The sequence below is a fragment of the Streptomyces caelestis genome, assembly GCF_014205255.1.
In the GTDB taxonomy this organism is placed as follows: Bacteria; Actinomycetota; Actinomycetes; order Streptomycetales; family Streptomycetaceae; genus Streptomyces; species Streptomyces caelestis.
In genome coordinates this window covers 2,604,570-2,627,755 of the sequence record NZ_JACHNE010000001.1, presented here as the reverse complement: position 1 = coordinate 2,627,755, position 23,186 = coordinate 2,604,570, and the positions used below count along the sequence as shown (strand labels likewise).

Annotated in this window: 21 protein-coding genes; 11 read left to right on the top strand and 10 right to left on the bottom strand. The window is 71.8% G+C overall.

The genetic code is table 11. From position 1 onward, the window contains the following. The first annotated feature begins 52 nt into the window (after positions 1–52). Complete coding sequence (locus HDA41_RS11855) at positions 53–1,507, top strand: aldehyde dehydrogenase (RefSeq protein WP_184983249.1); 1,455 nt, start codon at positions 53–55, stop codon at positions 1,505–1,507. A 2-nt stretch (positions 1,508–1,509) separates the two neighbouring features. Beyond that, the gene (locus tag HDA41_RS11850) at positions 1,510–1,743 is read left to right on the top strand and encodes a ferredoxin (protein WP_184983248.1); all 234 of its coding nucleotides are present in this window, start codon (positions 1,510–1,512) and stop codon (positions 1,741–1,743) included. A 505-nt stretch (positions 1,744–2,248) separates the two neighbouring features. Here HDA41_RS11850 and HDA41_RS11845 read toward each other — a convergent pair. After that, positions 2,249–2,569: a GYD domain-containing protein gene (locus HDA41_RS11845; protein WP_184983246.1), complete on the bottom strand. Its 321-nt coding sequence runs from the start codon at positions 2,567–2,569 to the stop codon at positions 2,249–2,251. A 375-nt stretch (positions 2,570–2,944) separates the two neighbouring features. Beyond that, on the bottom strand, positions 2,945–3,589 hold the full coding sequence (locus HDA41_RS11840; RefSeq protein ID WP_184983244.1) for a TetR family transcriptional regulator: 645 nt from the start codon (positions 3,587–3,589) through the stop codon (positions 2,945–2,947). A gap of 228 nt (positions 3,590–3,817) precedes the next feature. On the opposite strand from HDA41_RS11840, the gene HDA41_RS11835 reads away from it, so the two are divergent. Genes HDA41_RS11835 through HDA41_RS11825 form a run of 3 tightly spaced genes read left to right on the top strand, consistent with a single transcriptional unit; the run spans position 3,818 to position 7,124 of the window. Beyond that, positions 3,818–5,314: a glycosyltransferase family 4 protein gene (locus HDA41_RS11835; protein ID WP_184983242.1), complete on the top strand. Its 1,497-nt coding sequence runs from the start codon at positions 3,818–3,820 to the stop codon at positions 5,312–5,314. Beyond that, a complete protein-coding gene (locus tag HDA41_RS11830; protein WP_184983240.1) occupies positions 5,308–6,057 on the top strand; it encodes a class I SAM-dependent methyltransferase in 750 nt (249 codons plus the stop codon). Before HDA41_RS11835 ends, HDA41_RS11830 begins: the two co-directional genes overlap by 7 nt. Further along, positions 6,054–7,124: a prenyltransferase/squalene oxidase repeat-containing protein gene (locus tag HDA41_RS11825; RefSeq protein WP_184983238.1), complete on the top strand. Its 1,071-nt coding sequence runs from the start codon at positions 6,054–6,056 to the stop codon at positions 7,122–7,124. The genes HDA41_RS11830 and HDA41_RS11825 overlap by 4 nt, the downstream gene beginning before the upstream one ends. 78 nt (positions 7,125–7,202) lie before the next feature. On the opposite strand, the gene HDA41_RS11820 is transcribed toward HDA41_RS11825, so the two are convergent. Next, on the bottom strand, positions 7,203–7,496 hold the full coding sequence (locus tag HDA41_RS11820) for a hypothetical protein (RefSeq protein WP_059416357.1): 294 nt from the start codon (positions 7,494–7,496) through the stop codon (positions 7,203–7,205). 208 nt (positions 7,497–7,704) lie between these two features. Between HDA41_RS11820 and HDA41_RS11815 the strand changes: the two genes are divergently transcribed. The 3 genes from HDA41_RS11815 to HDA41_RS11805 are packed head-to-tail and all read left to right on the top strand — an operon-like array spanning position 7,705 to position 11,259. Continuing rightward, positions 7,705–8,961 carry a hypothetical protein gene (locus HDA41_RS11815; protein WP_230299382.1) on the top strand — a complete coding sequence of 419 codons (1,257 nt, stop codon included), beginning with the start codon at positions 7,705–7,707 and terminating at the stop codon, positions 8,959–8,961. Then, positions 8,958–10,523, top strand: coding sequence for a vWA domain-containing protein (locus HDA41_RS11810; protein ID WP_184983236.1), 1,566 nt, complete (start codon positions 8,958–8,960; stop codon positions 10,521–10,523). The genes HDA41_RS11815 and HDA41_RS11810 overlap by 4 nt, the downstream gene beginning before the upstream one ends. After that, positions 10,510–11,259, top strand: coding sequence for a hypothetical protein (locus HDA41_RS11805; protein WP_184983234.1), 750 nt, complete (start codon positions 10,510–10,512; stop codon positions 11,257–11,259). The genes HDA41_RS11810 and HDA41_RS11805 overlap by 14 nt, the downstream gene beginning before the upstream one ends. A 10-nt stretch (positions 11,260–11,269) precedes the next feature. Here the strand turns inward: HDA41_RS11805 and HDA41_RS11800 are convergent, their stop codons facing one another. The 6 genes from HDA41_RS11800 to HDA41_RS11775 all read right to left on the bottom strand — a co-directional run bounded on the left by HDA41_RS11800 (position 11,270) and on the right by HDA41_RS11775 (position 17,437). After that, entirely contained in the window at positions 11,270–12,283 is a 1,014-nt protein-coding gene (locus HDA41_RS11800) for an LLM class F420-dependent oxidoreductase (RefSeq protein ID WP_184983232.1), read from the bottom strand. Positions 12,284–12,379: 96 nt separating this feature from the next. Then, complete coding sequence (locus HDA41_RS11795; RefSeq protein ID WP_184983230.1) at positions 12,380–13,234, bottom strand: hypothetical protein; 855 nt, start codon at positions 13,232–13,234, stop codon at positions 12,380–12,382. A 162-nt stretch (positions 13,235–13,396) separates the two neighbouring features. After that, positions 13,397–14,356, bottom strand: a complete 960-nt coding sequence (locus HDA41_RS11790; protein ID WP_184983228.1) for an N-acetylmuramoyl-L-alanine amidase — start codon at positions 14,354–14,356, stop codon at positions 13,397–13,399. Positions 14,357–14,419: 63 nt separating this feature from the next. Continuing rightward, positions 14,420–14,707, bottom strand: coding sequence for a hypothetical protein (locus HDA41_RS11785; protein ID WP_184983226.1), 288 nt, complete (start codon positions 14,705–14,707; stop codon positions 14,420–14,422). A gap of 249 nt (positions 14,708–14,956) precedes the next feature. Continuing rightward, positions 14,957–15,607 (bottom strand): class I SAM-dependent methyltransferase, encoded by a 651-nt coding sequence (locus tag HDA41_RS11780; RefSeq protein ID WP_184983224.1) that lies wholly within the window; start codon positions 15,605–15,607, stop codon positions 14,957–14,959. A gap of 90 nt (positions 15,608–15,697) precedes the next feature. Continuing rightward, positions 15,698–17,437, bottom strand: a complete 1,740-nt coding sequence (locus tag HDA41_RS11775) for an MFS transporter (protein ID WP_184983222.1) — start codon at positions 17,435–17,437, stop codon at positions 15,698–15,700. Between the two features lie 267 nt (positions 17,438–17,704). Between HDA41_RS11775 and HDA41_RS11770 the strand changes: the two genes are divergently transcribed. Then, positions 17,705–19,075, top strand: coding sequence for a cytochrome P450 (locus HDA41_RS11770; RefSeq protein WP_184983220.1), 1,371 nt, complete (start codon positions 17,705–17,707; stop codon positions 19,073–19,075). A gap of 68 nt (positions 19,076–19,143) precedes the next feature. Beyond that, complete coding sequence (locus HDA41_RS11765) at positions 19,144–20,604, top strand: MFS transporter (protein WP_184983218.1); 1,461 nt, start codon at positions 19,144–19,146, stop codon at positions 20,602–20,604. Positions 20,605–20,775: 171 nt separating this feature from the next. Here HDA41_RS11765 and HDA41_RS11760 read toward each other — a convergent pair whose 3' ends face one another. Beyond that, the gene (locus tag HDA41_RS11760) at positions 20,776–21,990 is read right to left on the bottom strand and encodes a polysaccharide pyruvyl transferase family protein (protein ID WP_184983216.1); all 1,215 of its coding nucleotides are present in this window, start codon (positions 21,988–21,990) and stop codon (positions 20,776–20,778) included. Between the two features lie 319 nt (positions 21,991–22,309). Here HDA41_RS11760 and chsH3 point away from each other — a divergent pair, with 319 nt between their 5' ends. Continuing rightward, a complete protein-coding gene (chsH3, locus tag HDA41_RS11755; protein WP_184983214.1) occupies positions 22,310–23,167 on the top strand; it encodes an enoyl-CoA hydratase ChsH3 in 858 nt (285 codons plus the stop codon). Positions 23,168–23,186 lie beyond the last annotated feature (19 nt).

Here is a 23,186-nt window from a genome sequence, read left to right as displayed (position 1 = left end):
CGAGAACTGGTATCAGTTCCTGAAACACCGTCAGATGTGAAGGCAGTCGGCCATGACCGAGCTCGTGGAACACGGACAGCTGTTCGTCGGCGGGGAGTTGACCGACCCCCTGGGCGAGGACGTCATCGAGGTGATCTCGCCGCACACGGAAGAGGTCATCGGACGCGTGCCACACGCCTCGACGGCGGATGTGGACCGGGCCGTGGGGGTGGCCCGGCGGGCCTTCGACGAGGGCCCCTGGCCGCGCATGAGCCTCGACGAGCGGATCGAGGTCGTGAGCAGGATCAAGGACGGGATCGCCGCCCGGCACGACGAGATCGCCCGCGTGATCTCCGCCCAGAACGGCTCGCCGTACTCCTGGAGCGTCCTCGCCCAGGCCCTCGGCGCGGTGATGGTCTGGGACTCGGCGATCACCGTCGCGCGGAACTTCACGTACGAGGAGCGGCGCGACGGCGTGCTCGGCCGCATCCTCGTCCGGCGCGAGCCCGTCGGGGTGGTCGCCGCCGTCGTCCCCTGGAACGTCCCGCAGTTCGTCGCCGCCGCCAAGCTCGCCCCCGCGCTGCTCACCGGCTGCACGGCCGTGCTCAAACCCTCGCCCGAGTCACCGCTGGACGCGTACCTGCTCGGCGAGATCACGCGGGAGGCCGGGCTGCCGGAGGGCGTGCTGTCGATCCTGCCCGCGGACCGTGAGGTGAGCGAGTACCTGGTCGGGCACCCCGGCATCGACAAGGTGTCCTTCACCGGGTCGGTCGCGGCCGGAAAACGCGTGATGGAGGTGGCGGCCCGCAACCTCACGCGCGTCACGCTCGAACTGGGCGGCAAGTCGGCGGCCGTCGTCCTGCCCGACGCGGACGTCGAGGCGGCCGTGGCGGGCATCGCCTCCGCGGCCTGGATGAACAACGGGCAGGCCTGCGTCGCCCAGACCCGCATCCTCCTCCCGCGCTCCCGCTACGACGAGTTCGCCGACGCCCTCGCCGCGGCGGCGGGCGCGCTGACGGTCGGCGACCCGCTGGACCCCGCCACGCAGGTCGGCCCGCTGGTGGCGAGGCGGCAGCAGCGGCGCAACCTCGACTACATACGCATCGGCCAGGAGGAGGGCGCGAAGATCCTGACCGGCGGCGGACGCCCGGCCGGCCTCGACCGCGGCTGGTACGTCGAGCCGACCCTCTTCGGCGACGTCGACAACTCCATGCGCATCGCCCGCGAGGAGATCTTCGGCCCGGTGATCTGCCTGCTGCCCTACGACGACGAGTCCGACGCCGTGAGGATCGCCAACGACTCCGACTACGGCCTGAGTGGCAGCGTGTGGACGGCGGACGTCGAGCACGGCATCGAGATCGCCCGCCAGGTCCGTACCGGCACGTACTCAGTCAACACCTTCAGCCTGGACATGCTGGGCCCCTTCGGCGGCTACAAGAACTCGGGCCTGGGGCGGGAGTTCGGGCCGGAGGGATACGGCGAGTACCTGGAGCACAAGATGATCCACCTGCCGGCGGCGGACGCGTAGCGATGGGCGACCGCTGGCACATCGAGGTCGACCGCTCCCTGTGCGTCGGCTCCGCCCAGTGCCTCCACCACGCCCCGGACGGCTTCCGCCTGGACTCCGCCCGACAGTCCCATCCGGTCGCCCCGGACACGGACGCGAACGAGCGGGTGCTGGGGGCGGCGGAGAGCTGTCCGGTGGAGGCGATCACCATCACCCTGAGTGACAGCGGGGAGCCGGTGTTCCCACCGGAGGAGTAGGGCAGTCGCCGCCCTGGGGTCCGTCGGGCGGCGGTGAGGTAGCCGGTTCGGGGGTCCGTCGGGCGGCGGTGGGGTAGCCGGTTCGGGGGTCCGTCGGGCGGCGGTGGGGTAGCCGGTTCGGGGGCAGTCAGGCGGCGGTGGGGTAGCCGGTTCGGGGGTCCGTCGGGCGGCGGTGGGGTAGCCGGTTCGGGGGTCCGTCGGGCGGCGGTGAGGTAGCCGGTTCGGGGGTCCGTCAGGTGCGGGTGGGGCGGCCTGTACGGGAGCAGCCAAGCGGCGGCGGGGCGGCTGGCCCCGGGTCCGTCAGGTACGGGTAGGGCGGCCTGTGCGGGGCCCGTCAATCGGCGGCGGTGCACCCGATACGGGGGCAGTCAGGCGGCGGCGGGGCGGCCGGCCCCGGGACCCGTCAAACGCGGTGAGGCGGCCGGCCCCGCGGCCCGTCAAACGCGGTGAGGCGGCCTGCCCCGCGGCCCCTCAGGCGGCGATGGTGCGGCCGATTCGGGAGGAGTCAGGTGCCGGGGGCCCGGTAGTCCACCTGCTGCCGGACGGCCTCGTCGACCTCTTCGGCAGACAGCAGGACGACCGTGCTCGTGCGGACCCCGCCGACCGCCGAGACGACCATGCTCATGGCCGCGGCGGAGGTGTTGCCCGGCAGCTCCGCCGTGACGTAGACGTCGTCGTCGCCGAAGGCCCAGTACATCGTCTCGATCCGGCCCCCGAGACCCTCGACCATGCGACCGACGATGTCACGCCGCGCGCTCCCGCCTTCCTTGAGCAGACCCTTCAGCCCGTCCGGGGTCAGCTTCACCTTGAAGAGGTACTTCGGCATGAGGTTGCCTTTCGTCACTTCTGCCCGATGAGTCACTTTGACACCCTCATGTTCCATCCGGCTCGGGGTTTCGTCGCGGCGACCGGGGCCTCGAGCAGGGCTATACGGGCCATTCGGGACATTTAGGTAAAAAATCCCGCACAGGGGGTTTTCTTGGCGGGCAGAAGTCCTAACCTGGAAACAGGCCTACGGGACGAGTGAGGGAGTCCGACCGGAGTAGCCGACTTTGGCAGGAAGCCTCGGCTTCCGCCGGTGCCGACTGCGACGGTAGGGCTGAGAGGCCGGAAGGTCGCAGGGCTGAGAGGCCAGGCGAGCGGAAGGCGACCCCCAGAACCTGATCCGGACCATGCCGGCGAAGGGAACCCGTCTCGTAGGTCACTTCTGTGTGTCCGGCGCCGTCAGGTCGATCAGGCGGCACACCGTCTCAATGTCGATCTTGACCTGGGCGATCGAGGCGCGGCCCGACAGCCAGGTGATGAGGGCCGAGTGCCAGGTGTGCTCGATGACCCGGACCGCCGACAGCTGCTCCGTGGTGGGGTTTTCCAGCCCCATCGCGTCCAGGATGATCGCCGTCGTCTGCCGCGAGACCTGGTCGACCTCCGGACTCACACTGCGGTCGGCGAAGGTGAGGGCGCGGACCATCGCATCGGCCAGATGCGGTTCGCGCTGGAGGGCGCGGAAGGCCCGCATCAGCGTCTCCGCGACCCGCTCGGCCGCCGTCTCGCCCTGCGGTGGTTTCTTCCGCAGCGTGCCGTGCATGTGCTCCAGCTGATCCTGCATCGTGGCGACCAGCAGGTGGATCTTGGAGGGGAAGTAGCGGTACAGCGTGCCCAGCGCCACCTGCGAGGACTCCGCGACCTCGCGCATCTGCACGGCGTCGAAGCCGCCCCGGCTGGCCAGTTGCGCGCTCGCGTGCAGGATGCGGCGGCGGCGGGCCTCCTGACGCTCCGTGAGGGGCGGGGAGGCGGGGGCTGGGGCGCTGGCATCCACCTTGGCCACCTTGTTCACCTTGGCGCTCACCTGGCTTCCGCGGGCATGGTCCGGTCCCGTTCCGTGACCGTCCGTGAGGACGAGTGATCAGACAGCATGGCACGGTGTCGGCCGTGGCGTGAATCACCTGATCCACTGGGCACAGCGCCCCTACCTGCCGGTAGATTCAGAGCCTCCGAACGATCAAGTCTGGAACTTGTTCTAGATTAGCGTCCCGGCGTAATCTCGCGGGACAGAGCAGGGAGAAGGGGGCCCAGAGTGACCGCTGAGGCCAGGGAGGCCGGGGCTCCGGAGGACCCCGCTGCCGACGGCTTGCGACCGCTCGACATCGCGCTCCTCACCTATAAAGGGAACCCGTTCTGCGGCGGCCAGGGCGTCTACGTCCGGCACCTGTCACGCGAACTGGCCCGCCTCGGCCACCGGGTCGAGGTCATCGGCGCACAGCCGTATCCCGTGCTCGACGAGGGCTACGACGGGCTGAGCCTCACCGAGCTGCCCAGCCTCGACCTCTACCGCCAGCCGGATCCTTTCCGCACGCCGAAGCGCGACGAGTACCGGGACTGGATCGACGCGCTCGAAGTCGCGACGATGTGGACCGGCGGCTTCCCCGAACCACTGACGTTCTCGCTGCGTGCCCGCCGCCATCTGCGGGCCCGCCGGGGCGAGTTCGACGTCGTGCACGACAACCAGACACTCGGGTACGGGTTGCTGGGAGACGTGGGCGCACCCCTGGTGACGACGATCCACCACCCCATCACCGTCGACCGGCAGTTGGAGCTTGACGCGGCCGAGGGCCGACAGCGGCGCTTCTCGGTGCGCCGCTGGTACGCCTTCACGCGCATGCAGAAGCGCGTCGCGCGGCGGCTGCCGTCCGTGCTCACCGTCTCCGGCACGTCCCGCCAGGAGATCGTCGACCACCTCGGCGTCCGCCAGGACCGCATCCACGTCGTCCACATCGGCGCCGACACCGACCTGTTCTCGCCGGACCCCTCGGTGCCGGTCGTGCCCGGCCGGATCGTGACGACGTCCAGTGCGGACGTGCCGCTGAAGGGCCTCGTCCATCTCGTCGAGGCGCTCGCCAAGGTGCGCACCGAGCACCCCGGCGCCCACCTCGTCGTCGTCGGCAAGCGTCCGGCCGAAGGCCCCGTCGCCCAGGCCATGCAGCGGTACGGCCTCGACGGCGCCGTCGAGTTCGTCAAGGGCATCTCCGACGCGGAACTCGTCGACCTGGTGCGCTCGGCGCAGGTCGCCTGCGTGCCGTCGCTCTACGAGGGCTTCTCGCTGCCGGCCGCCGAGGCCATGGCGACCGGGACGCCCCTGCTCGCCACGACCGGCGGTGCGATCCCCGAGGTCGCCGGCCGGGACGGGGAGACCTGCCTGGCGGTGCCGCCGGGCGACTCGGAGGCACTGGCGGCCGGGCTGGGCCGGCTGCTGGGCGACGCCGAACTCCGGGCACGGCTCGGCACGGCCGGGCGGGAACGGGTACTGCGGCACTTCACCTGGGCCAGGGCGGCGGAGGGCACGGTGGCGCGCTACCGCGAGGCGATCGCCAGGGCCCAGGACGGCGAAGCGGGCCGCTCGGCAGCGCCCGGCGACCGTTCCGCGGTGACGCCCCTGGCCTCCGGCCGCCCCGCGGCGGGCGTCGACCAGCCGGCGTCCCTGGCCCCCGGCCGTTCCGCGGCTCCCGCAGGTGCCGTCTCCGCGGCCACCACAGATGTAGAAGGCGTCAACTCCGAAAGCAGGGCCACGTGCTGACCGTCGACTTCTCCCGGTTCCCGCTCGCCCCGGGCGACCGAGTCCTGGATCTCGGCTGCGGTGCCGGCCGGCACGCGTTCGAGTGCTACCGGCGCGGCGCGCAGGTCGTGGCGCTGGACCAGAACGCCGAGGAGATCCGCGAGGTCGCCAAGTGGTTCGCGGCGATGAAGGAGGCGGGCGAGGCCCCCGAGGGCGCCACCGCCACGGCCATGGAGGGCGACGCCCTCGCACTGCCCTTCCCCGACGAGTCCTTCGACGTCGTGATCATCTCCGAGGTGATGGAGCACATCCCGGACGACAAGGGCGTCCTCGCGGAGATGGTGCGCGTACTGAAGCCCGGCGGGCGCATAGCCGTCACCGTCCCTCGCTACGGCCCCGAGAAGGTCTGCTGGACCCTGTCCGACGCCTACCACGAGGTCGAGGGCGGCCACATCCGCATCTACAAGGCGGACGAGCTGCTCGAGAAGATCCGTGAGGCCGGCCTGGAGCCGTACGGCACCCACCACGCCCACGCCCTGCACTCCCCCTACTGGTGGCTGAAGTGCGCGTTCGGCGTCGACAACGACAAGGCGCTGCCGGTGCGGGCCTACCACAAGCTCCTGGTCTGGGACATCATGAAGAAACCGCTGGCCACCCGGGTCGCGGAGCAGGCGCTGAACCCACTGATCGGCAAGAGCTTCGTGGCGTACGCGACCAAGCCGCACCTGCCGCGTCTTTCCGACACCGGGGCGGACGCCCAGTGACGACTTCCCGGACGGAACACCTGGTCCTGCCCGGGGTCCTCACCGCCGGTCAGGCCGCCGCGACCGTCGCCGGCATCCTCGCCGTACAGCGCGAGGACGGCGCGATCCCCTGGTTCCGGGGGCACCACCTCGACCCGTGGGACCACGTCGAGGCCGCGATGGCCCTCGACGCGGCCGGTGAACACGAGGCCGCCGAACGGGCCTACCTGTGGCTGGCCCGGCACCAGAACGAGGACGGCTCCTGGTACGCGGCCTACGCGGACGGAGACTTCGCCGACGTCACCGACCGGGGCCGGGAGACCAACTTCGTCGCCTACATAGCCGTCGGCGTCTGGCACCACTACCTCTCCACCGGCGACGACACGTTCCTGGAGCGGATGTGGCCGGCGGTGTACGCGGCGGTGGAGTTCGTGCTGCGCCTGCAGCAGCCGGGCGGTCAGATCGGCTGGCGGCGCGACGACGACGGCACGGACACGGCGGACGCCCTGCTCACCGGCAGTTCCTCCATCCACCACGCGCTGCGGTGCGCCCTGGCCATCGCCGAGCAGCGTGAAGAGGCGCAACCGGACTGGGAGCTGGCGGCGGGCGCGCTGCGGCACGCGATACGCCGGCATCCCGAGCGGTTCCTCGACAAGAACCGTTACTCGATGGACTGGTACTACCCCGTGCTCGGCGGCGCCTTGACCGGTGCGGAGGCCAAGGCCCGCATCGAGGAGGACTGGGACCGGTTCGTCGTCCCGGGACTGGGGGTGCGGTGCGTGGTCCCCAACCCGTGGGTGACGGGCGGTGAGTCCGCCGAACTGGCGCTGGCCCTCTGGGCGATGGGGGAGTCGGACCGCGCGCTGGAGGTCCTCCAGTCGATCCAGCACCTGCGCGATCCGGAGAGCGGGCTGTACTGGACGGGGTACGTCTTCGAGGACAAGGCGATCTGGCCGCTGGAACTGACCACCTGGACGGCCGGGTCGCTGTTGCTGGCCGTCGCCGCGCTGGGGGGTCATGAGGCCACGTGCCGGGTCTTCGGCGGCGAAGGCCTGCCACTGGGGCTGGAGTCGGACTGCTGCGCCTAGGAGCTCGGGTGGTTGTGGGGGGTTGGCGGGCGCGGGTTGTGGGTGGTTGCTCGCGCAGTTCCCCGCGCCCCTGGGGCATCAGTGCCGGTGTGCGCGATTGGCGATCGCGTGGCCCACGAACAGGTAGACCACTGCTGCCAGGCCATAGCCGGCGACCACTCGGGCCCAGGCCTCGTCGAACGTGAAGAGGTCGTGGGACCAACCCGCCAGCCAGCGGGCCGCGTCGTGGATGAACTGGACGAAGTCGTTCGCCCGGTTCGCGTCCAGCAGGTACATCAGAATCCACAGGCCCAGGATGAGGGCCATGATGTCGGCGACGACCGCGATGATCGTGCCGGCCTGATTCGCACCGTTGCGATATCGAGGGGACATGCCAACCGGGTAGCCCGTGAAACCCGGTTCAAACCCGGCCCATGGTGCGCCGCGCCCCACCGGCCTTCGCCGTGCGCTTCTTCCCGTGTTCAACCGACGTTCCCGGAAGGGCCGTTCGGGGTACACCCGCATCACCGACGATCCTGGCCCGGCCACACGGGAGAACGCAGGTGTCACGGGGGGGGGGGGGGGGGGGGGGGGAGCGCAGGTGCCCGCGAACAGACCCGCTACCGAAGAGCCGCGGTTAACCGTCACCAGACCCCCGCGCCGACGCCTGCGCAGAGCGCTGGCGTCGGCGCTGCCCGTCCCGGTCATCGGTCTGGTCCTGCTCGTGACCTCCGGGAACCTGCTGCTGCCGCTGCGGCAAGTGGTCACCATAGAGGCCAAGATGGCCTCGAAGAGGGATTTCTTCCAGGACCCCGTGGTCGAGCGGCTGCTCATGAAGCACGGCTTCCGCGTGCACATCACCAACATGGGCTCGCGTGAGATCGCCAAGCAGGACTACGAGGGGTACGACGTCGTCTTCCCCTCCGGCCAGCCGGCCGCCGACCTGATCAGCCGGGAGCGCGCCCGGGCGAACCGTCCGGTGCTGCTGTACCGCCCGTTCGTCAGCCCCATCGTGCTGGCCACCTACCGGGACTACGCCGAGGTGCTCAGGGTCGAAGGCGTCGCGACGCGCCTGCCGGGCCCGGGCGGCCGGCCGATGTACTACACCCTCGACATGCGGAAGTTCCTCGATCTCGCGCACGGCAAGAGGACGCTCGGTAAGAACAGGGTGGTCCAGCGCGATTCCAAGGGCGGCTACCGCTGGGACGAGATCGACCGCAAGGACCGCGTCCGCAACGGCAACAAGATCCTCGCCCAGACCTCGGACATCTGCGAGTCCAACTCCGCCGGCACCTACCTCGGACTCGTGGCGTTCGTCGAGCACGGGAACGACGCGCCGGACAACGGGGCCGAGGCCGAGCAGCTCGCCCGGAAGATCAAGCCGCTCCTCGTCGAGCAAGGACTGCCGTCCTCCGAACGGGCCGAAACGTATCTGTCCCCCGACGGGCCGAGCATCGCCCCGATCTCGGTGATCTACGAGCACCAGTTCCTCGCCCACCAGATCGGGCACCAGGCCGAGAAGGGCACGACCGACGACGAGCGCGTCCTGCTCTACCCGTCCACACGCTTCGTCACCGAACCCCAGCTCGTCGCGCTGACCGGCGACGGCGCCCGGCTCGGCGAACTGATCAGCACGGACCCCGAACTCCAGCACCGCGCCATGGAGCTGGGCTTCCGGGCCCGCAACGCCACCAGCGGCGCGACCAGCGACGAGCTCACCCGGTTCCTCACCGAGCGGCAGATCCCGGTGCCCACCACCTCCTCCGACGACACCCGCGCGGTCCTGCCCAGCCTGCCCCTGCTGGAGAAGATGATCGAGGTCGTCGGAGACTGCCCGGACCGGACGGGCAGCCGGTGAGGCGCGGCGCGGGCCTGCTGGCGCTCTGCCTGGCGCTCGTCACCACCTTGCTCACCGCCTGCTCGGGCGACGACGGCGACGGCACGGTCCGGCTGCGCGTGCTCGCCGGTCCCGACCTCGCCGTACTCGCCCCGCTGCTGGGAGAGTTGAAGGACGAGACCGGTGTCGACCTGCGCCTGGACCACCGGGCCGACGCCGAGACGAAGACCCCGGACCGCGACAGGTACGACCTCGCGTGGCTGTCGTCCGACCGCTATCTGCGTCTCACCGACAAGAGCGCGACCCGGGGGCTGCAGCGCACGCCCACGATGACGTCCCCCGTCGTCATCGGCCTGAAGCCGGACGTGGCACGGAAGCTGCGCGCCCAGGTGCCCGGCTCCCGGCTCACCTGGGCGGACATCGCGGACGCCGCCGCCACGGGCACCGTCCGCTTCGGCATGGCCGATCCCCGGCACGCCGGCAGCGGGCTCGCCGCCCTCGTCGGCGTCGCCACTGCCGCGGCCGGCACCGGAGCCGCGCTGCGCCCCGAGGACGTCTCCTGCGACCGGCTGCGCGGCTTCCGCTCCGGCCAGACCCTCACCGCCGACACCGGCCCCGCCCTCGTCGACTCCTACGTCGATCACCAGGACGAGGCCAACGCCCTCATCACGTACGAGTCCGATCTGCTCGCCCTCAACGCCACCGACCGCCTCGACGACCGCCTGGAGGTCGTGCGCCCCGAAGACGGCATGGTCCTGGCGGACTTCCCGCTGCTCCTGCTGAACCCGGCCCACCGCACCGCGTACGACAAGGTCACGCAGTGGCTGCGGCGCGACTCGGTGCAGCGGCAGATCATGCGGCACACGCTGCGCCGCCCCGTGAACACGACAGTCACCCGGGACCCGCGGCTGCGCGAACCGGTCGGCAACGCGCTCTTCTACCCGGACCGTCCCGCCGTCGTCGAAACCCTGTTGGCGGACTACGGCGACCCCGACCGCCGCACCACGAGCCAGGTGGTCTTCCTGCTCGACTTCTCCGGCTCGATGCGCGGCGCCCGGATGGCCGCCCTGCGCGAGGCCTTCGCCGGACTCAGCGGCGCGGATCCCTCCGCCTCCGGCAAGTTCACCCGCTTCTACCGGGGTGAACGGCTGACCGTCGTCCGGTTCGGCCGCCGGGTGCTGGAGGAGAAGACCGTCACCGTCACCGGCCCGAGGGACCTGGCCGCCCTCGCCGGCACCGTCGCCCGGGGCGGCTACGGCGACGCCACCGCCGTGTGGTCCGCCCTCGACCACGGCTACCGCACCGCCGCCCGGGAACTGGCCGCCGACCCCGACCGCTCCCTCTCACTCGTCCTGATGACGGACGGCGAGAACAACGCGGGCCTGTCCTATGCGGAGTTCGTACGCCGCCACAAGGCGCTGCCCGCCGCCGTGCGCGACGCCGTCCACACCTACCCCGTCCACTTCGGCGAGGCCGACGCAGGCGAACTGCGGCGCGCGGCGGCGAGGACGGGCGGACGGATGGTGGACGCCGCCGGCTCGTCCCTTTCCGAGGCCTTCAAGGAGATCCGTGGCTGTCACTGACGCACTGTGGTGGAGCCTTTGGTGGCCGTGGATGACGGTCTGGCTGGTGACGGCCGCCGGCGTGCTGGTGCTCGCGGTGGTCCTCGTGCGCCATGCCCGGGAGCGGCGCAGGCACATGCGGCGCTGGCAGTCGGCGTACAGCATCTGCCTGTACCTGGACGAGCAGGCGGTGATGGACCTGTACGAGCTCGGCAACTACCGGTCCGCGCTGGAGGAGGCCGTCGAGCTGCGGACGAAGGTCGACACGAGTGTCGGCGCCTGGAGCCGGGTGCTGTCGTGGCTGTTCCGGTTCCGGCTGAAGCGGGACGTCAGCCAGGAGACGTTCCGCAAGTTCGTGCGCAAGGACAAACCGATCAACGTGATCGGCGTGGTCATGGAGGCCTTCGACCGGGCCGACGCCATCGTCCACGCCGACCTGACCACCCTGACCGTCGTCCCGAACCGGAACCTCGCCGACAACCTCGCGGACGGCCGTGCGGTGACCCTGAGCCGCATCGGCGAATTCGTCTCGGTCAAAGGCGTCTTCACCCGCGTGCCGGACGTGGCGGAGGGATTCGAGCTGCGGGCCGAGTACGGCGAGGAGCAGCCCCCGGTGTACATGCGCGTCGTGGCCCCCGGGAACGCGCGCCGCTCGATCCCGGCCGGCACCTTCACGGCCCGCTGCCTCGGCAAGATGACCGGCTGGCGCGAGGACACCCGCGAGGTGACGCTGGAGGCGATCGCGATCTTCTGGTGACCGCCGCCGCTCACCGGGAGTTGAGCTCGGCGAGCACGCGCAGGGTGTGCGGGTCGGGTGCGAGAGCGAGGAGGTCGGTCACCGGACCCCTGCGCCACAACTCCAGTCGCTCCGCGATGCGTTCGCGCGGCCCGACCAGGGAGATCTCGTCGGCGAAGGCGTCGGGGACGGCGAGGACGGCCTCCTCCCGGCGGCCGGCCAGGAACAACTCCTGGATGCGGCGGGCTTCCTCCTCGTACCCCATGCGGGCCATGAGGTCGGCGTGGAAGTTGCGGGCCGCGTGCCCCATGCCGCCGATGTAGAAGCCGAGCATCGCCTTGACGGGCAGCAGGCCCTCGGTGACGTCGTCGCAGACCCGGGCCTGGGCCAGGGGCGCGACGAGGAAGTTCTCCGGGAGTTCGCGCACGGCGGGGCCGTAGACCTCCGGCCGGGTCGGCGACCAGTACAGCGGCAGCCAGCCGTCGGCGATCCGGATCGTCTGGGCGACGTTCTTCGGCCCCTCCGCGCCGAGCAGGATCGGCAGGTCCGGGCGGAGCGGATGGGTGATCGGCTTGAGGGGCTTGCCCAGGCCGGTGGCGTCCGGGCCCCGGTAGGGGTGGGCGTGGAAACGGCCGGCCGACTCGACCGGGGCCTCGCGGCGCAGTACCTGCCGTACGACGTCGACGTACTCCCGGGTGGCGGTCAGCGGCGACTTCGGGAACGGGCGGCCGTACCAGCCCTCGACGACCTGCGGGCCGGACAGTCCGAGGCCCAGCAGCAGGCGGCCGCCGGAGAGGTGGTCCAGGGTCAGCGCGTGCATGGCGGTCGTGGTCGGCGGGCGGGCCGCCATCTGCGCGACGGCCGTGCCCAGCCGGATGCGGGAGGTGTGCGCCGCGATCCAGGCGAGCGGTGTGAACGCGTCCGAGCCCCACGACTCCGCCGTCCACACCGAGTCGTAGCCCAGCCGCTCGGCCTCCCGCGCGAGCGGCACGTGGTCGGGGGAAGGGCCGCGGCCCCAGTAGCCGAGCGCGAGACCGAGCCGCATGCCTGCCTCCTGACGGTGCGTCAGCTGACGGGGCGACGACTGTACGGCAACGGCCCCCCACCCGGAAGGGCGAGGGGCCGTACGTCGTTCAGGGGCTCAGCCGCGCTGGATGCCCGACGTGTCCTGCAGGACACCGCGGCGGCCGTCCTGCGTCTGCGCGACCAGGGCCGCGCCGCGCTGCTCGACGGCCAGGTACCAGGTACCCGGGGCGAGTTCGGCGATCGGCGTCGGCGAGCCGTCCTCGGCGAACAGCGGGCGCGGGACCGGCACCGCGAACCAGAACGGCGAGAAGTCCCCGGCCGGGGGCTGCGGGGCCTGGGCCTGCTGGGGCTGCGGCTGGGGCTGGCCGCCGTACGGCTGACCCGGCTGCCCGGGCCCGGGCTGTCCCGGCTGGGGGTGGCCGTAGCCGCCCGGCTGCTGGGCGCCGGGGTAGCCGTAACCGCCGGGGGGCTGGGCGCCGTAGGGCTGCGGGGCGGCCGGGCGGGGAGCCGGGAGAAGGGCGCCCTTGAGGGCCGGGACGAGAGGCGTGGCGAGGGCGGCGGCGGCCAGCAGCAGCGTGGCGACGAGGGCGAGGATCAGGCCGATGCCGGGGCTCGGAGCACCCTCGCTCCCGTTGCTGCCGATGTTGTCGAAGCCGCCGGGCACGTCGACGATGTTGCCGAGCGCGCTCCAGGCGGCGAACACGGTGAAGGCGGCGCCGAGCTGGCCGAGTTCGAGCCCCGCGATCTTCGGGACCTGCGGCAGTCCCCGGGCGACGACGACCAGCGCGGCGCCGATGATCCCCGCCAGTACGACGCTGAACACGACCGGACCGCTTCCCCACAGGCTGGGGAGGTCGACGCTGTCGGGGACATTGTCGAACGAGTACAGGTCGAGGAACGACGCGATCAACAGCAACACCGCTGCACCGATCACCACGCCGTCGCCTCGAGTGAGGGAGCGGATATTCACTTCAGTCGGTCCTTCGTAGGTCGTCTCGTCGTCGGTAGAGGCGCCGCTGTCACCATGTCGCCGTCAGGCCCCGGTGTGAAGCGTGGGGGTAGCCCCTCATCGTACGAACGGACACTATCGTCCGCCCGACCAGGGTGTCCGCCCGGATCAGCCTGCCGAGAGCTACCCGCGCAGGAAACGCACGATTCCCTCAGAGATCCCTTGCGCCGCCTTCTGCCGCCACGCGCCGCTGGTCAGCAGCGCCGCGTCCTTGCTATCGCGCATGTTGCCGCACTCGATGAACACCTTGGGAACCGTTGACAGATTGAGACCGCCCAGGTCCTTACGCGTGACGAGACCGGTGCCGTCGCCGATGTAGTTGGACGGCGCGCTGCCCGTGACGGCCACGAAGCGGCCCGCGACGCGCTCGCCGAGGTCGCGGGAGGGGCCGACGATCGCGCGGGTGTCGGCGGCGCCCGCGTGGACAGCGCCGGGCAGGATGACGTGGAAGCCGCGGTTGCCGGTGCCCGAGCCGTCCGCGTGGACCGAGACGACGGCGTCGGCCTTCGCCTCGTTGCCGATCCGGGCCCGCTCGTCCACGCAGGGGCCGTACGGCCGGTCGCCGTCCTGCGTCAGCTTCACCGTGGCGCCCTGCGCTTCGAGGAGCGTGCGCATCCGGTGCGCCACGTCCAGGGTGAACTTCGCCTCGGTGTAACCGTCGTTGGTGGAGGTGCCCGTGGTGTCGCACTCCTTCCAGTTCGTCCCGATGTTCACCTTGCGGTTGATCTCGGACGGGTGCTGGAAGTTCTCCGGGTTGTGCCCGGGGTCGATGACGACGACCTTCCCCTTGAGCGGGCCGGAGGCCGGGGCGGGCGCGGAGGTCGAGGACGCCGTCGGTGTCCGCGCGGTGCTCGGCTTCTTGCCGTCGTCGGTGGGCGCGCCCGACGCGGAGGGCGCGGAAGGCGGGGAGGACCGCACGGTCGCCTGACCCGAGCCGCCTCCGTCCCCCGAGCCGCCCGCCGTCTCGTACACGAGCCAGCCGAGCAGCGCCCCGGGCACCAGCGCGGCGAGCGCGACGGTCAGGGGGCCGCGGCGGGAGCGGCGGGGCTGGGGAGGTTCGAAGTCCGGGCCTACGTACGACACGTGTGCCACCCTAGCGGCCGTCCGCGGGGGGCAGCGGGTCGAGGACGGGCCAACGGGTGGCGGCTAGTCCTCGTTCCCGCCGGGGCCCCCGTGCCGTACCGCCTCCTTCACCCGCGCCTCGACTTCCTGGCGGGGTGTGCCCTCCTGCTTCGCGTACGCGGTCACCGCTGCCTGCACGTCGCGGGCGAGGTCGCGCCAGGCGCGCCAGGCGGTCTCCCACGTGGTGGTCTGCTGGGCGCTCCACTTGGTCTGGGTGGGGGGACCGTACGCGTCCTGCAGTTGCCGCACGCGGGCGTACGCCTCGTCCGCCGCGCGCTGCTTCTCCACGAGCTCTGCGAAGGTGTGTGCCACGCGCCCGGATCCTTGGGCAGCGGCGGTCGCCCGCCGACTCGCCACGCCGCCAGTGGGCCGACCGGGAGGGGGTGGAGGGCGCGCAGTTCACCCGCCCAGCCGGTCTCCTGGGGCGTGCCCGCAAAGTCCCGCGTCCGCCCGGAGGGCGGGCCCTGCGGCGTTCGGTGCGTGCTCTGGGGCTACCCCCTGCTCGAAGAGCTTGGGGGAGTGCCGGGCGTCGCAGGGCAGGCGGGACTTTGCGGACACGCCCTACAGGCCCGGGCCGGTGCGCCGCAGGATTCGCAGCGAGTCCGTCGCCGAGACCTCGGTGAAGGCGCCGGAGGCGAGGGCCCGGAGGTAGACGCGGTAGGGGGCCTGGCCGGTGAACTCGTCCTGCGGGTCGGGGAAGACGTCGTGGATGGCGAGCAGGCCGCCCTCGGCCACGTGCGGGGCCCAGCCCTCGTAGTCGGCGGTGGCGTGCTCGTCGGTGTGGCCGCCGTCGATGAAGACGAAGCCGAGGGGGGCCTGCCAGATCGCCGCGATCTGCGGGGAGCGGCCGACCAGGGCCACCACGTGGTCCTCCAGGCCCGCCCGGTGCAGGGTGCGGCGGAACATGGGCAGCGTGTCCATCAGGCCGAGCTCGGGGTCGACCGTCTCCGGGTCGTGGTACTCCCAGCCGGGCTGCTGTTCCTCGCTGCCGCGGTGGTGGTCGACGGTCAGCGCGCCGACCCCGGCCTCGCGGGCCGCGTCGGCGAGCAGGATCGTGGACCGGCCGCAGTACGTGCCGACCTCCAGGAGCGGCAGTCCGAGCCGCCCGGCCTCCACCGCCGCCGCGTACAGGGCCAGCCCCTCGCCCACGGGCATGAACCCCTTCGCCGCCTCGAACGCGGCCAGGATCTCGGACTCGGGGGCCGCGTGCATGGGGTTCCTTCCGGTCGTACGACGGTCCGGGCGCCCATGGTGCCGTACCCCCTGCCGGGGGGTGACAGGGGGTACGGGTGAGGAACCGGGTCAGGCGGGGACCCTCTGGCCCGGTAGCGACAGGTCGAGGTCGACCGGCTGTTCGTCGCCCGCGTGGGTCGCGGTCGAGGCGAGCGGGGCGTGGCCCGTGGCGCGGGCGGCGAGGACGTAGGAGCCCGGGTCGGGGACGGTGAGCGTGTAGCTGCCGTCCTCGGCGGAGAGGGTCGCGCCGGCCTGGCGGCCCCGGCGGTCGATCAGCGTGACCTTGGCGCGGGCGACCGGCGTGCCGTCGGCCGACAGCACGCGGCCCCGGAAACCGCGCAGGATCTGCTCGGCGCGTTCCAGCGCCGCGTCCTCCTCGCTGCCGGCCCGCAGCTGCGGCTGGTTCGACGGGCGTCGGCCCGGCAGGAACAGCGCCAGGAGCAGACCCACCGCCACCGCGCCCGTCGCGATCAGGAAGGAGACCCGGAAGCCGTGCATGGTGGGGATCTCGACGCCGCCGACGTTGTTCGCGGTGTTCGCCAGCACCATGCCGATCACGGCGCTCGACACCGACGTGCCGATGGAACGCATCAGCGTGTTGAGGCCGTTCGCCGCACCCGTCTCCGACGCCGGGACCGCGCCCACGATCAGCGCGGGCAGCGAGGAGTAGGCCAGGCCGATGCCCGCGCCCAGGAGGACCGAGATGACCAGGCTCTGCCAGGCGGCGGTCATCAGGCCGAGGCCGGCGCCGTAGCCGATCGCGATGATCATCAGGCCGAGGATCAGCGTGACCTTGGGGCCGTACTTCGCGGACAGCCGGGCGTACACCGGCGCCGTGAACATCATCGTCAGGCCGAGCGGCGCGACCAGCAGACCCGCGACGACCATCGACTGTCCGAGGCCGTAGCCGGTGGACTTCGGCAGCTGGAGCAGCTGGGGCAGGACCAGGGAGACGACGTAGAAGGAGACGCCGACCATGATCGAGGCGAGGTTGGTGAAGAGCACGGCCGGGCGGGCCGTGGTGCGCAGGTCGACCAGCGGGGCCTTCAGGCGCAGCTCCATCACGCCCCACAGGAGCAGGACGACCGCGGCGGCGCCGAACAGGCCGAGCGTGGTGCCCGACGCCCAGCCCCAGTCGCTGCCCTTGGTGATCGGCAGCAGGAACAGGACGAGCCCGGCGGACAGTCCGAGCGCGCCCGGCAGGTCGAAGGTGCCCTCGGCCCGCATCGGGGACTCCGGTACGACGAGCAGGGTGAGGGCTATGGCGAGGACACCGAGGCCGGCGGCGCCGTAGAACAGGGCGTGCCAGTCGGTGTGCTGGGCGACCAGGGCGGCGGCGGGCAGGGCGAGTCCGCCGCCGACGCCTATGGAGGAACTCATCAGGGCCATCGCCGAGCCGAGCTTCTCGCGGGGCAGCATGTCGCGCATCAGGCCGATGCCGAGCGGGATCGCGCCCATCGCGAAGCCCTGGAGCGTACGGCCGGTGATCATGAGCAGCAGATCGCTGGTGAGCGCGCTGACCAGGGCGCCGACGACCATCACCGACAGGCTCAGGATCAGCATGCGGCGCTTGCCGTAGAGGTCGCCGAGGCGGCCCATGATCGGGGTGGCCACCGCACCCGAGAGCAGGGTCGAGGTGAGGACCCAGGTCGCGTTGCCGGGGGTGGTGTCCAGCAGTTGCGGCAGATCCTTGATCACCGGAACGAGCAGGGTCTGCATCACCGCGACAACGATGCCCGCGAAGGCGAGCACCGGGACCACGGCCCCGCTCGCTCTGCCGGCCGTGCGGTCTGTCGTCGTCTGCGTCATGGAAAAGGGCCTCCAGGCCGGGGTGCGTCGGGTTACGTGGGATCTGAACCTAGTATGTGCAGGCAACTATTCCTTTGCTTTGGCACCCTAATGAAAACTTGACCTTCTCTTGGTCTCGCCGGGGGATTGCGTGGAGGGCCCGGGGTCCGGGGCCTGTGTCCTCGGTCGGCGTCGGGCGTGGCGCAGGACACGCTCATGACGGGATTGCGCCGGCGAAAGTTCAGGGAAGTCATAGGGGCGCCCACGATTGCCCTGAAGGGATGACCCGTGACGTCCACTGCGCCTCCCCCCATACCCCGAGCCGCAGGATCGTTTCCGTTCATCGGCCACGCTCTGAAGATGCGCGACAACCTCGGCTTCATCGATTCGCTGCGCGAGACACGGGAACCACTCGTCGAGATCGTCCTGCAACCCGGGACGCGCACCGTCGTGGTCCAGGACCCGGCCCTGATCCACCAGATGCTCAAGGCCCTGGGGCCCACCCTCGACAAGGGCCGGCTCTACGACAAGCTGGGCCAGCTGCTGGGCGACAGTGTCGTCACCGCCATCGGCCGGAACCACGTACGCAAACGACGCCAGCTGCAACCGGCGTTCGCCCACACCGAGATCAGCCGGTACGTCGACATCATGCGCGCCGAGGTGACGGCCACGGTCGCCGGCTGGGAGCCCGGGCGGAGCCTCGACGTACGCGAGGCGATGGTCGGGCTCAGCCTCGACATGCTGGCCAAGACGGTGTTCGCCGGCAGCCTCGACGACGCCGTCTTCCGCCGGCTGCGCAGCGACCTGTCGGTGGTGCTGAACGACGTCGGTGTGCGCATCATGCTGCCCGACTGGGCCGAGCGCCTGCCGCTGCCCTTCAACCGCCGCTTCGACCGGGCCCAGGCCGGCGTGCGCGCCACCGTCAACGCCGCCGTCGAAGAACTGCAGGCCTCCGGGCACGACACCGGCGACATGCTCTCCATGCTGCTGCGCGCCGTCGACGAGGAGACCGGCGAGCCGCTGACCGGGCACCAGATCTGTTCCGAGATCCTCACCCTGGCCGTGGCGGGCACCGAGACCACCGCGTCGGTCATGTCCTGGACCCTGTACGAACTCGCCCGCCACCCCGGTGTCGAGGCCCGGATCCTGGCCGAGCTGGACGAGGTCCTCGGCGAACGGCCGGTCACCTTCGACCACGTGACCCGGCTGCCGTACCTGAACCGGGTGATCACCGAGACCCTGCGGCTGCACCACCCGGGCTGGCTGGTCACCCGCCGCACCACCCAGGAGACCCGGCTCGGCGAGTGGACGCTGCCCGCGGGCACTGAACTGGCCTACTGCCAGCACGCCCTGCACCGCGACCCCGAGCGCTTCCCCGACCCGCTCACCTTCGACCCGGACCGGTGGACCGACCCCGCGCAGGAGCCTCCGCCGGGCGCGTTCCTGCCCTTCGGGGACGGCAAGCACAAATGCATGGGGGACCGTCTCGCCCTCACCGAGATGGTCACGGCGCTCGCGACGATGCTGCGTTCGGTACGGCTGGAACTCGCCGAGGGCCAGGTCATCCGCCAGGTCGCCCGGCTCACCGTTCGGCCGCGCAGGCTGCGGATGACCGTCCGCCCCCGCAACCGCCCCCGAACCGGAGCCGGCCTCGGATAGGTCCCGGGACCGAGGGGCCGGACCGGCCGGTGAAATCCCGATGCAAGGGGTGCAAGGCGGTTGAGAGCATGACACCCATGCTCGAATCCGCCGATGCCGCCAGCGCCCGCATACCCCGACTGTCCCGGCTGCGTCCGCGCGGAGCGCCGCCGATGTGGCTCGTCGTCGCGCTCACCTGCGCCGGGCAGTTCCTCGTCGTGCTGGACGTGTCCGTCGTCAACGTGGCGCTGCCGTCGATGCGGACCGGGCTGGGGCTCGGCGAGCAGGGCCTGCAGTGGGTGGTGAACGCCTACGCCATCGCCTTCGCCGGGTTCATGCTGCTCGGCGGGCGCGCCGGGGACCTCTACGGCCGCAAGCGGATGTTCCTCGTCGGGCTCGGCCTGTTCACCCTGGCCTCGCTGGCCGGCGGGCTGGCACAGGAGGAGTGGCAACTGCTGCTCGCGCGGGCCGTGCAGGGTCTGGGCGCGGCGGTGCTGGCGCCCTCCACGCTGACGATCCTCATGGCGTCGGTGCCGGAAGGGGCCGCGCGAGCCCGGGCGATAGGGACCTGGACCGCGGTCGGGGCCGGCGGCGGCGCGGCGGGCGGCCTGGTCGGCGGGCTGCTGGTGGAGACGCTCTCCTGGCGCTGGGTGCTGCTGATCAACGTGCCCATCGGCGCCGTGGTGCTGTGCGCCGCCGCCTGGTTCCTCACCGAAGGCCGGGCCGGGGACGGCCGGCGCCTCGACCTGCCGGGCGCGCTGCTCGTCACGGCCGGTCTCGGCACGCTGGCCTACGGCATCTCCCAGACGGAGGCGGAGGGCTGGACGGCACCGGCCACCCTGCTGCCGCTGCTCGCCGGGCTGGCCCTGCTCGGGGCTTTCCTCGCGGTCGAGGCCCGCACGGCCAGTCCGCTGATGCCGCTCGGTCTGCTGCGTACCCGCTCGGTCTCCTCCGCGAACGTCTCGATGTTCCTGTGCGGCTCGGCGATGTTCTGCATGTGGTTCTTCATGACCCTCTACGCGCAGAACGTCCTCGGCTACACCCCGCTCGAGGCCGGCCTCGCCCTGGTCCCGAGCTCCCTCGCCGTCATCCTCGGCTCCAAGCTCGCACCCCGCCTGATGCGGCCGATCGGCCCACGCAACGTCGCCGCGCTCGGCACTTTGATCGCCGTGGCCGGTTTCGCCTGGCAGTCCACGATGACACCCGACGGCCCCTACGCCACGGCGATCCTCGTCCCCGGCGTCCTCATGATGCTCGGCGCGGGCCTGGCGGCGACCCCCCTCGCCTCCCTGGCCACGTCCGGCGCGGCCCCCGAAGAGGCCGGTCTGGTCTCCGGCCTGGTCAACACGTCCCGCACGATGGGCGGTTCCCTGGGCCTGGCGGTCCTGTCCACCCTGGCGGCGGCCGAGTCCGCGGGCCACACGTCCCCGCAGGCCCTGACAGCGGGCTACGCACTCGCGTTCCGGGTGGGGGCCGGGGTGCTGGCGGCCGGGGCCGTCCTGATGTGGCTGTGGCTGCCGCGGCGGGCGGGGGAGCGCCAGGGCCTCTGAAAAGACACGGGCGGCGTGGCCCGGAACGGGGGGCGTAGGACCGCGACCGGCCCTGGCCGGGGGGCCTCGCGAGGGCGATGTCCGGGTCGATGGGCGCGCGTGCCGCGCCCATCGCGTCCCCGTGGCCACCCGCGCGACGACCTCGATGCCGCACGCGGAGGGGCCGTTCGGTCACGGGCCCGGCACGGGGCGGGGGGAGTCCAGCAGTGAGGTCAGCGTCTGCGTGAACGCCCTCGCCGAGTAGTCCGCGTGGTCGCGGATGCGCGCCGCGACGGCCTCGGCGCCGCCGCCCTCCAGCAGGTGGACGAGCCGGTCGAGGTCCTGCCCGTGCCCCTCCTGGGTGGTCAGGTAGAAGTCCGTCGCGTCGTACGCCATGTGGAAGACGTGCTTCTTCACATCGCTCAGCGTCAGGTAGTCGTCGTGCGTCTTGGGGGTCGGCTCGGGCGCGCCGACACACACCGCCGGGGTACCGGCGCCCCAGGAGTTGACGGCCAGGTGGTACGTGTCCGTGATGACCAGCCGGTAGCGGGGCAGCACCCCGACCAGGTCGCCGACGGTGTGATCCCCCGGACGGACCTCGATGTGGCTGACCGGCGCGGGGACGTCCCGGTCGAACCAGGGCAGCCACTCCAACGGGGCGCCCAAGCGGTCGGACAGGCCCTGGCAGAAGGCGGGCAGCCAGTCGGGGATCGGCGTACGGGCGCCGAGGAAGACGCCGATCGCGCCGCCGTCGGGCACCGACCGGGACCACGGCGTGGTCGGGAGGTGGTCGAGGTCGCCGGGGCGGGACAGCAGTGCCGCGTCCGAACCGAAGTGGTCGGTCGTACGGTCCCCGCGCAAATGTGCGATCTTCGCCGCCGAGAGCGGATCCCGCACCCACATCCGGTGGCTGCGCCTCACCAGACGGGAGAACAGCGGGCCGTACTCCTTGTCCTCGTAGTCGGACTGCGTGTTGTGCAGAATCGTCCCGCCGTAGCTGAGGGTGCGTGCGAGGACCTCGTCCGGCTGGTCCGCGAACAGCAGGGCCCGGTTCAGCTGCCCCCGGGCGTCGTCCCGGTCCGCGGCGAAGCCGAAGTCGAGCAGACGGTTCGTCGCGTCCTGCGCCAAGTAGTGCCGGGTGTGCAGGAAGTCGCCCCAGAAGACGACCGCGTCATGGTCGCGGAGCGTGTCGAGGTGCTCGGCCAGCGGGTGGAAGCGGAACGGCAGATCGGTGCCGCGCGCGCAGTCGCGCAGCGGCACGGTCTCCGGCGTGTGCAGCGTGTACCAGGTGGCCTCGAACGCGGTGTCCATCCGCCGCCGCAGGGACTCGAACGCCAAGTCCACGGTCAGCATGCCCGTGTTGCGGTATCCGATGTTCGGCGCGGTGATGACGGCGACGCGTCCCATGTGCTCCAGTTCCCCTAGCCGTTGCCGACGCCCTCGCCGTGTGGGGGCGTGGACCACCGGCCAACGTACACGTCCGCGCCACCGCGAGAACGTCCCGCCCCCGCAGGCCGCTGCTCCGCCCCATCCTGAGGCGTGTGACCGCCACGTCGATCTGACATGACGTCAGGAGCCTTCACAACTGCCGGGGCCTCGGCTATACAGAGGGCGCGGGACTGGAACGCGTTTCAGTTCGCGTGCCGGTCCGATCCCAGACGGCCTCGGTGCGGCCGACGGTGCGGACGGCCGTACCGAGGTCCTTCCTCCGGCGATCAGGAGCCCCATGCCCATCGACGCAGCCAAGGCGCTCGCGGCCGAACCCCGGACCGCCGAGCTCTCCTGGGACCACAAGGACGTGCAGCTCTACCACCTCGGCATCGGCGCGGGCAGCCCCGCCACCGACCCCGACGAACTGCGCTACACCCTGGAGTCCCGGCTGCACGTCCTGCCGAGCTTCGCCACCGTCGCGGGCGCCGGAAAACCCGGCGTGACCGGCGGTCTGTCCATGCCCGGCGTCGAGGTCGACCTGGCCCGCGTCCTGCACGGCGGCCAGAGCCTCGTCATCCACCGGCCCATCCCGGCCACGGGATCCGCCACCGCCACCAACCGGATCGCCGCCGTGTACGACAAGGGCAAGGCGGCCGTCCTCGTCATGCGGACCGAAGTGGCCGACGGAGACGAGCCGTTGTGGACCAACGACGCGCAGATCTACGTACGGGGAGAGGGCGGCTGGGGCGGCGACCGGGGACCGTCCACGCGGCTCGATCCGCCCGCCGGTGAGCCGGACCGGGTCGTCGAACGGCACGTCCGCGAGGACCAGGCCCTGCTGTACCGGCTGTCCGGGGACTGGAACCCGCTGCACGCCGACCCCGAGTTCGCCAAGCGCGCCGGGTTCGACCGGCCCATCCTGCACGGCCTGTGCACCTACGGCATGACGCTCAAGGCGGTCGTCGACACACTGCTCGGCGGCGACGTGACCCGGGTGCGGTCGTACGCCACCCGGTTCGCGGGGGTCGTGTACCCGGGGGAGACCCTGCGGATCCGCATGTGGCCCGGGCAGGGCTCCGTGCGCCTCGCCGTGAGCGCCGTCGAGCGGGACGACGTGCCCGTCCTCGCCGACACCGTCGTCGAACACACCTGAGTCCCACACGCCGTACGAG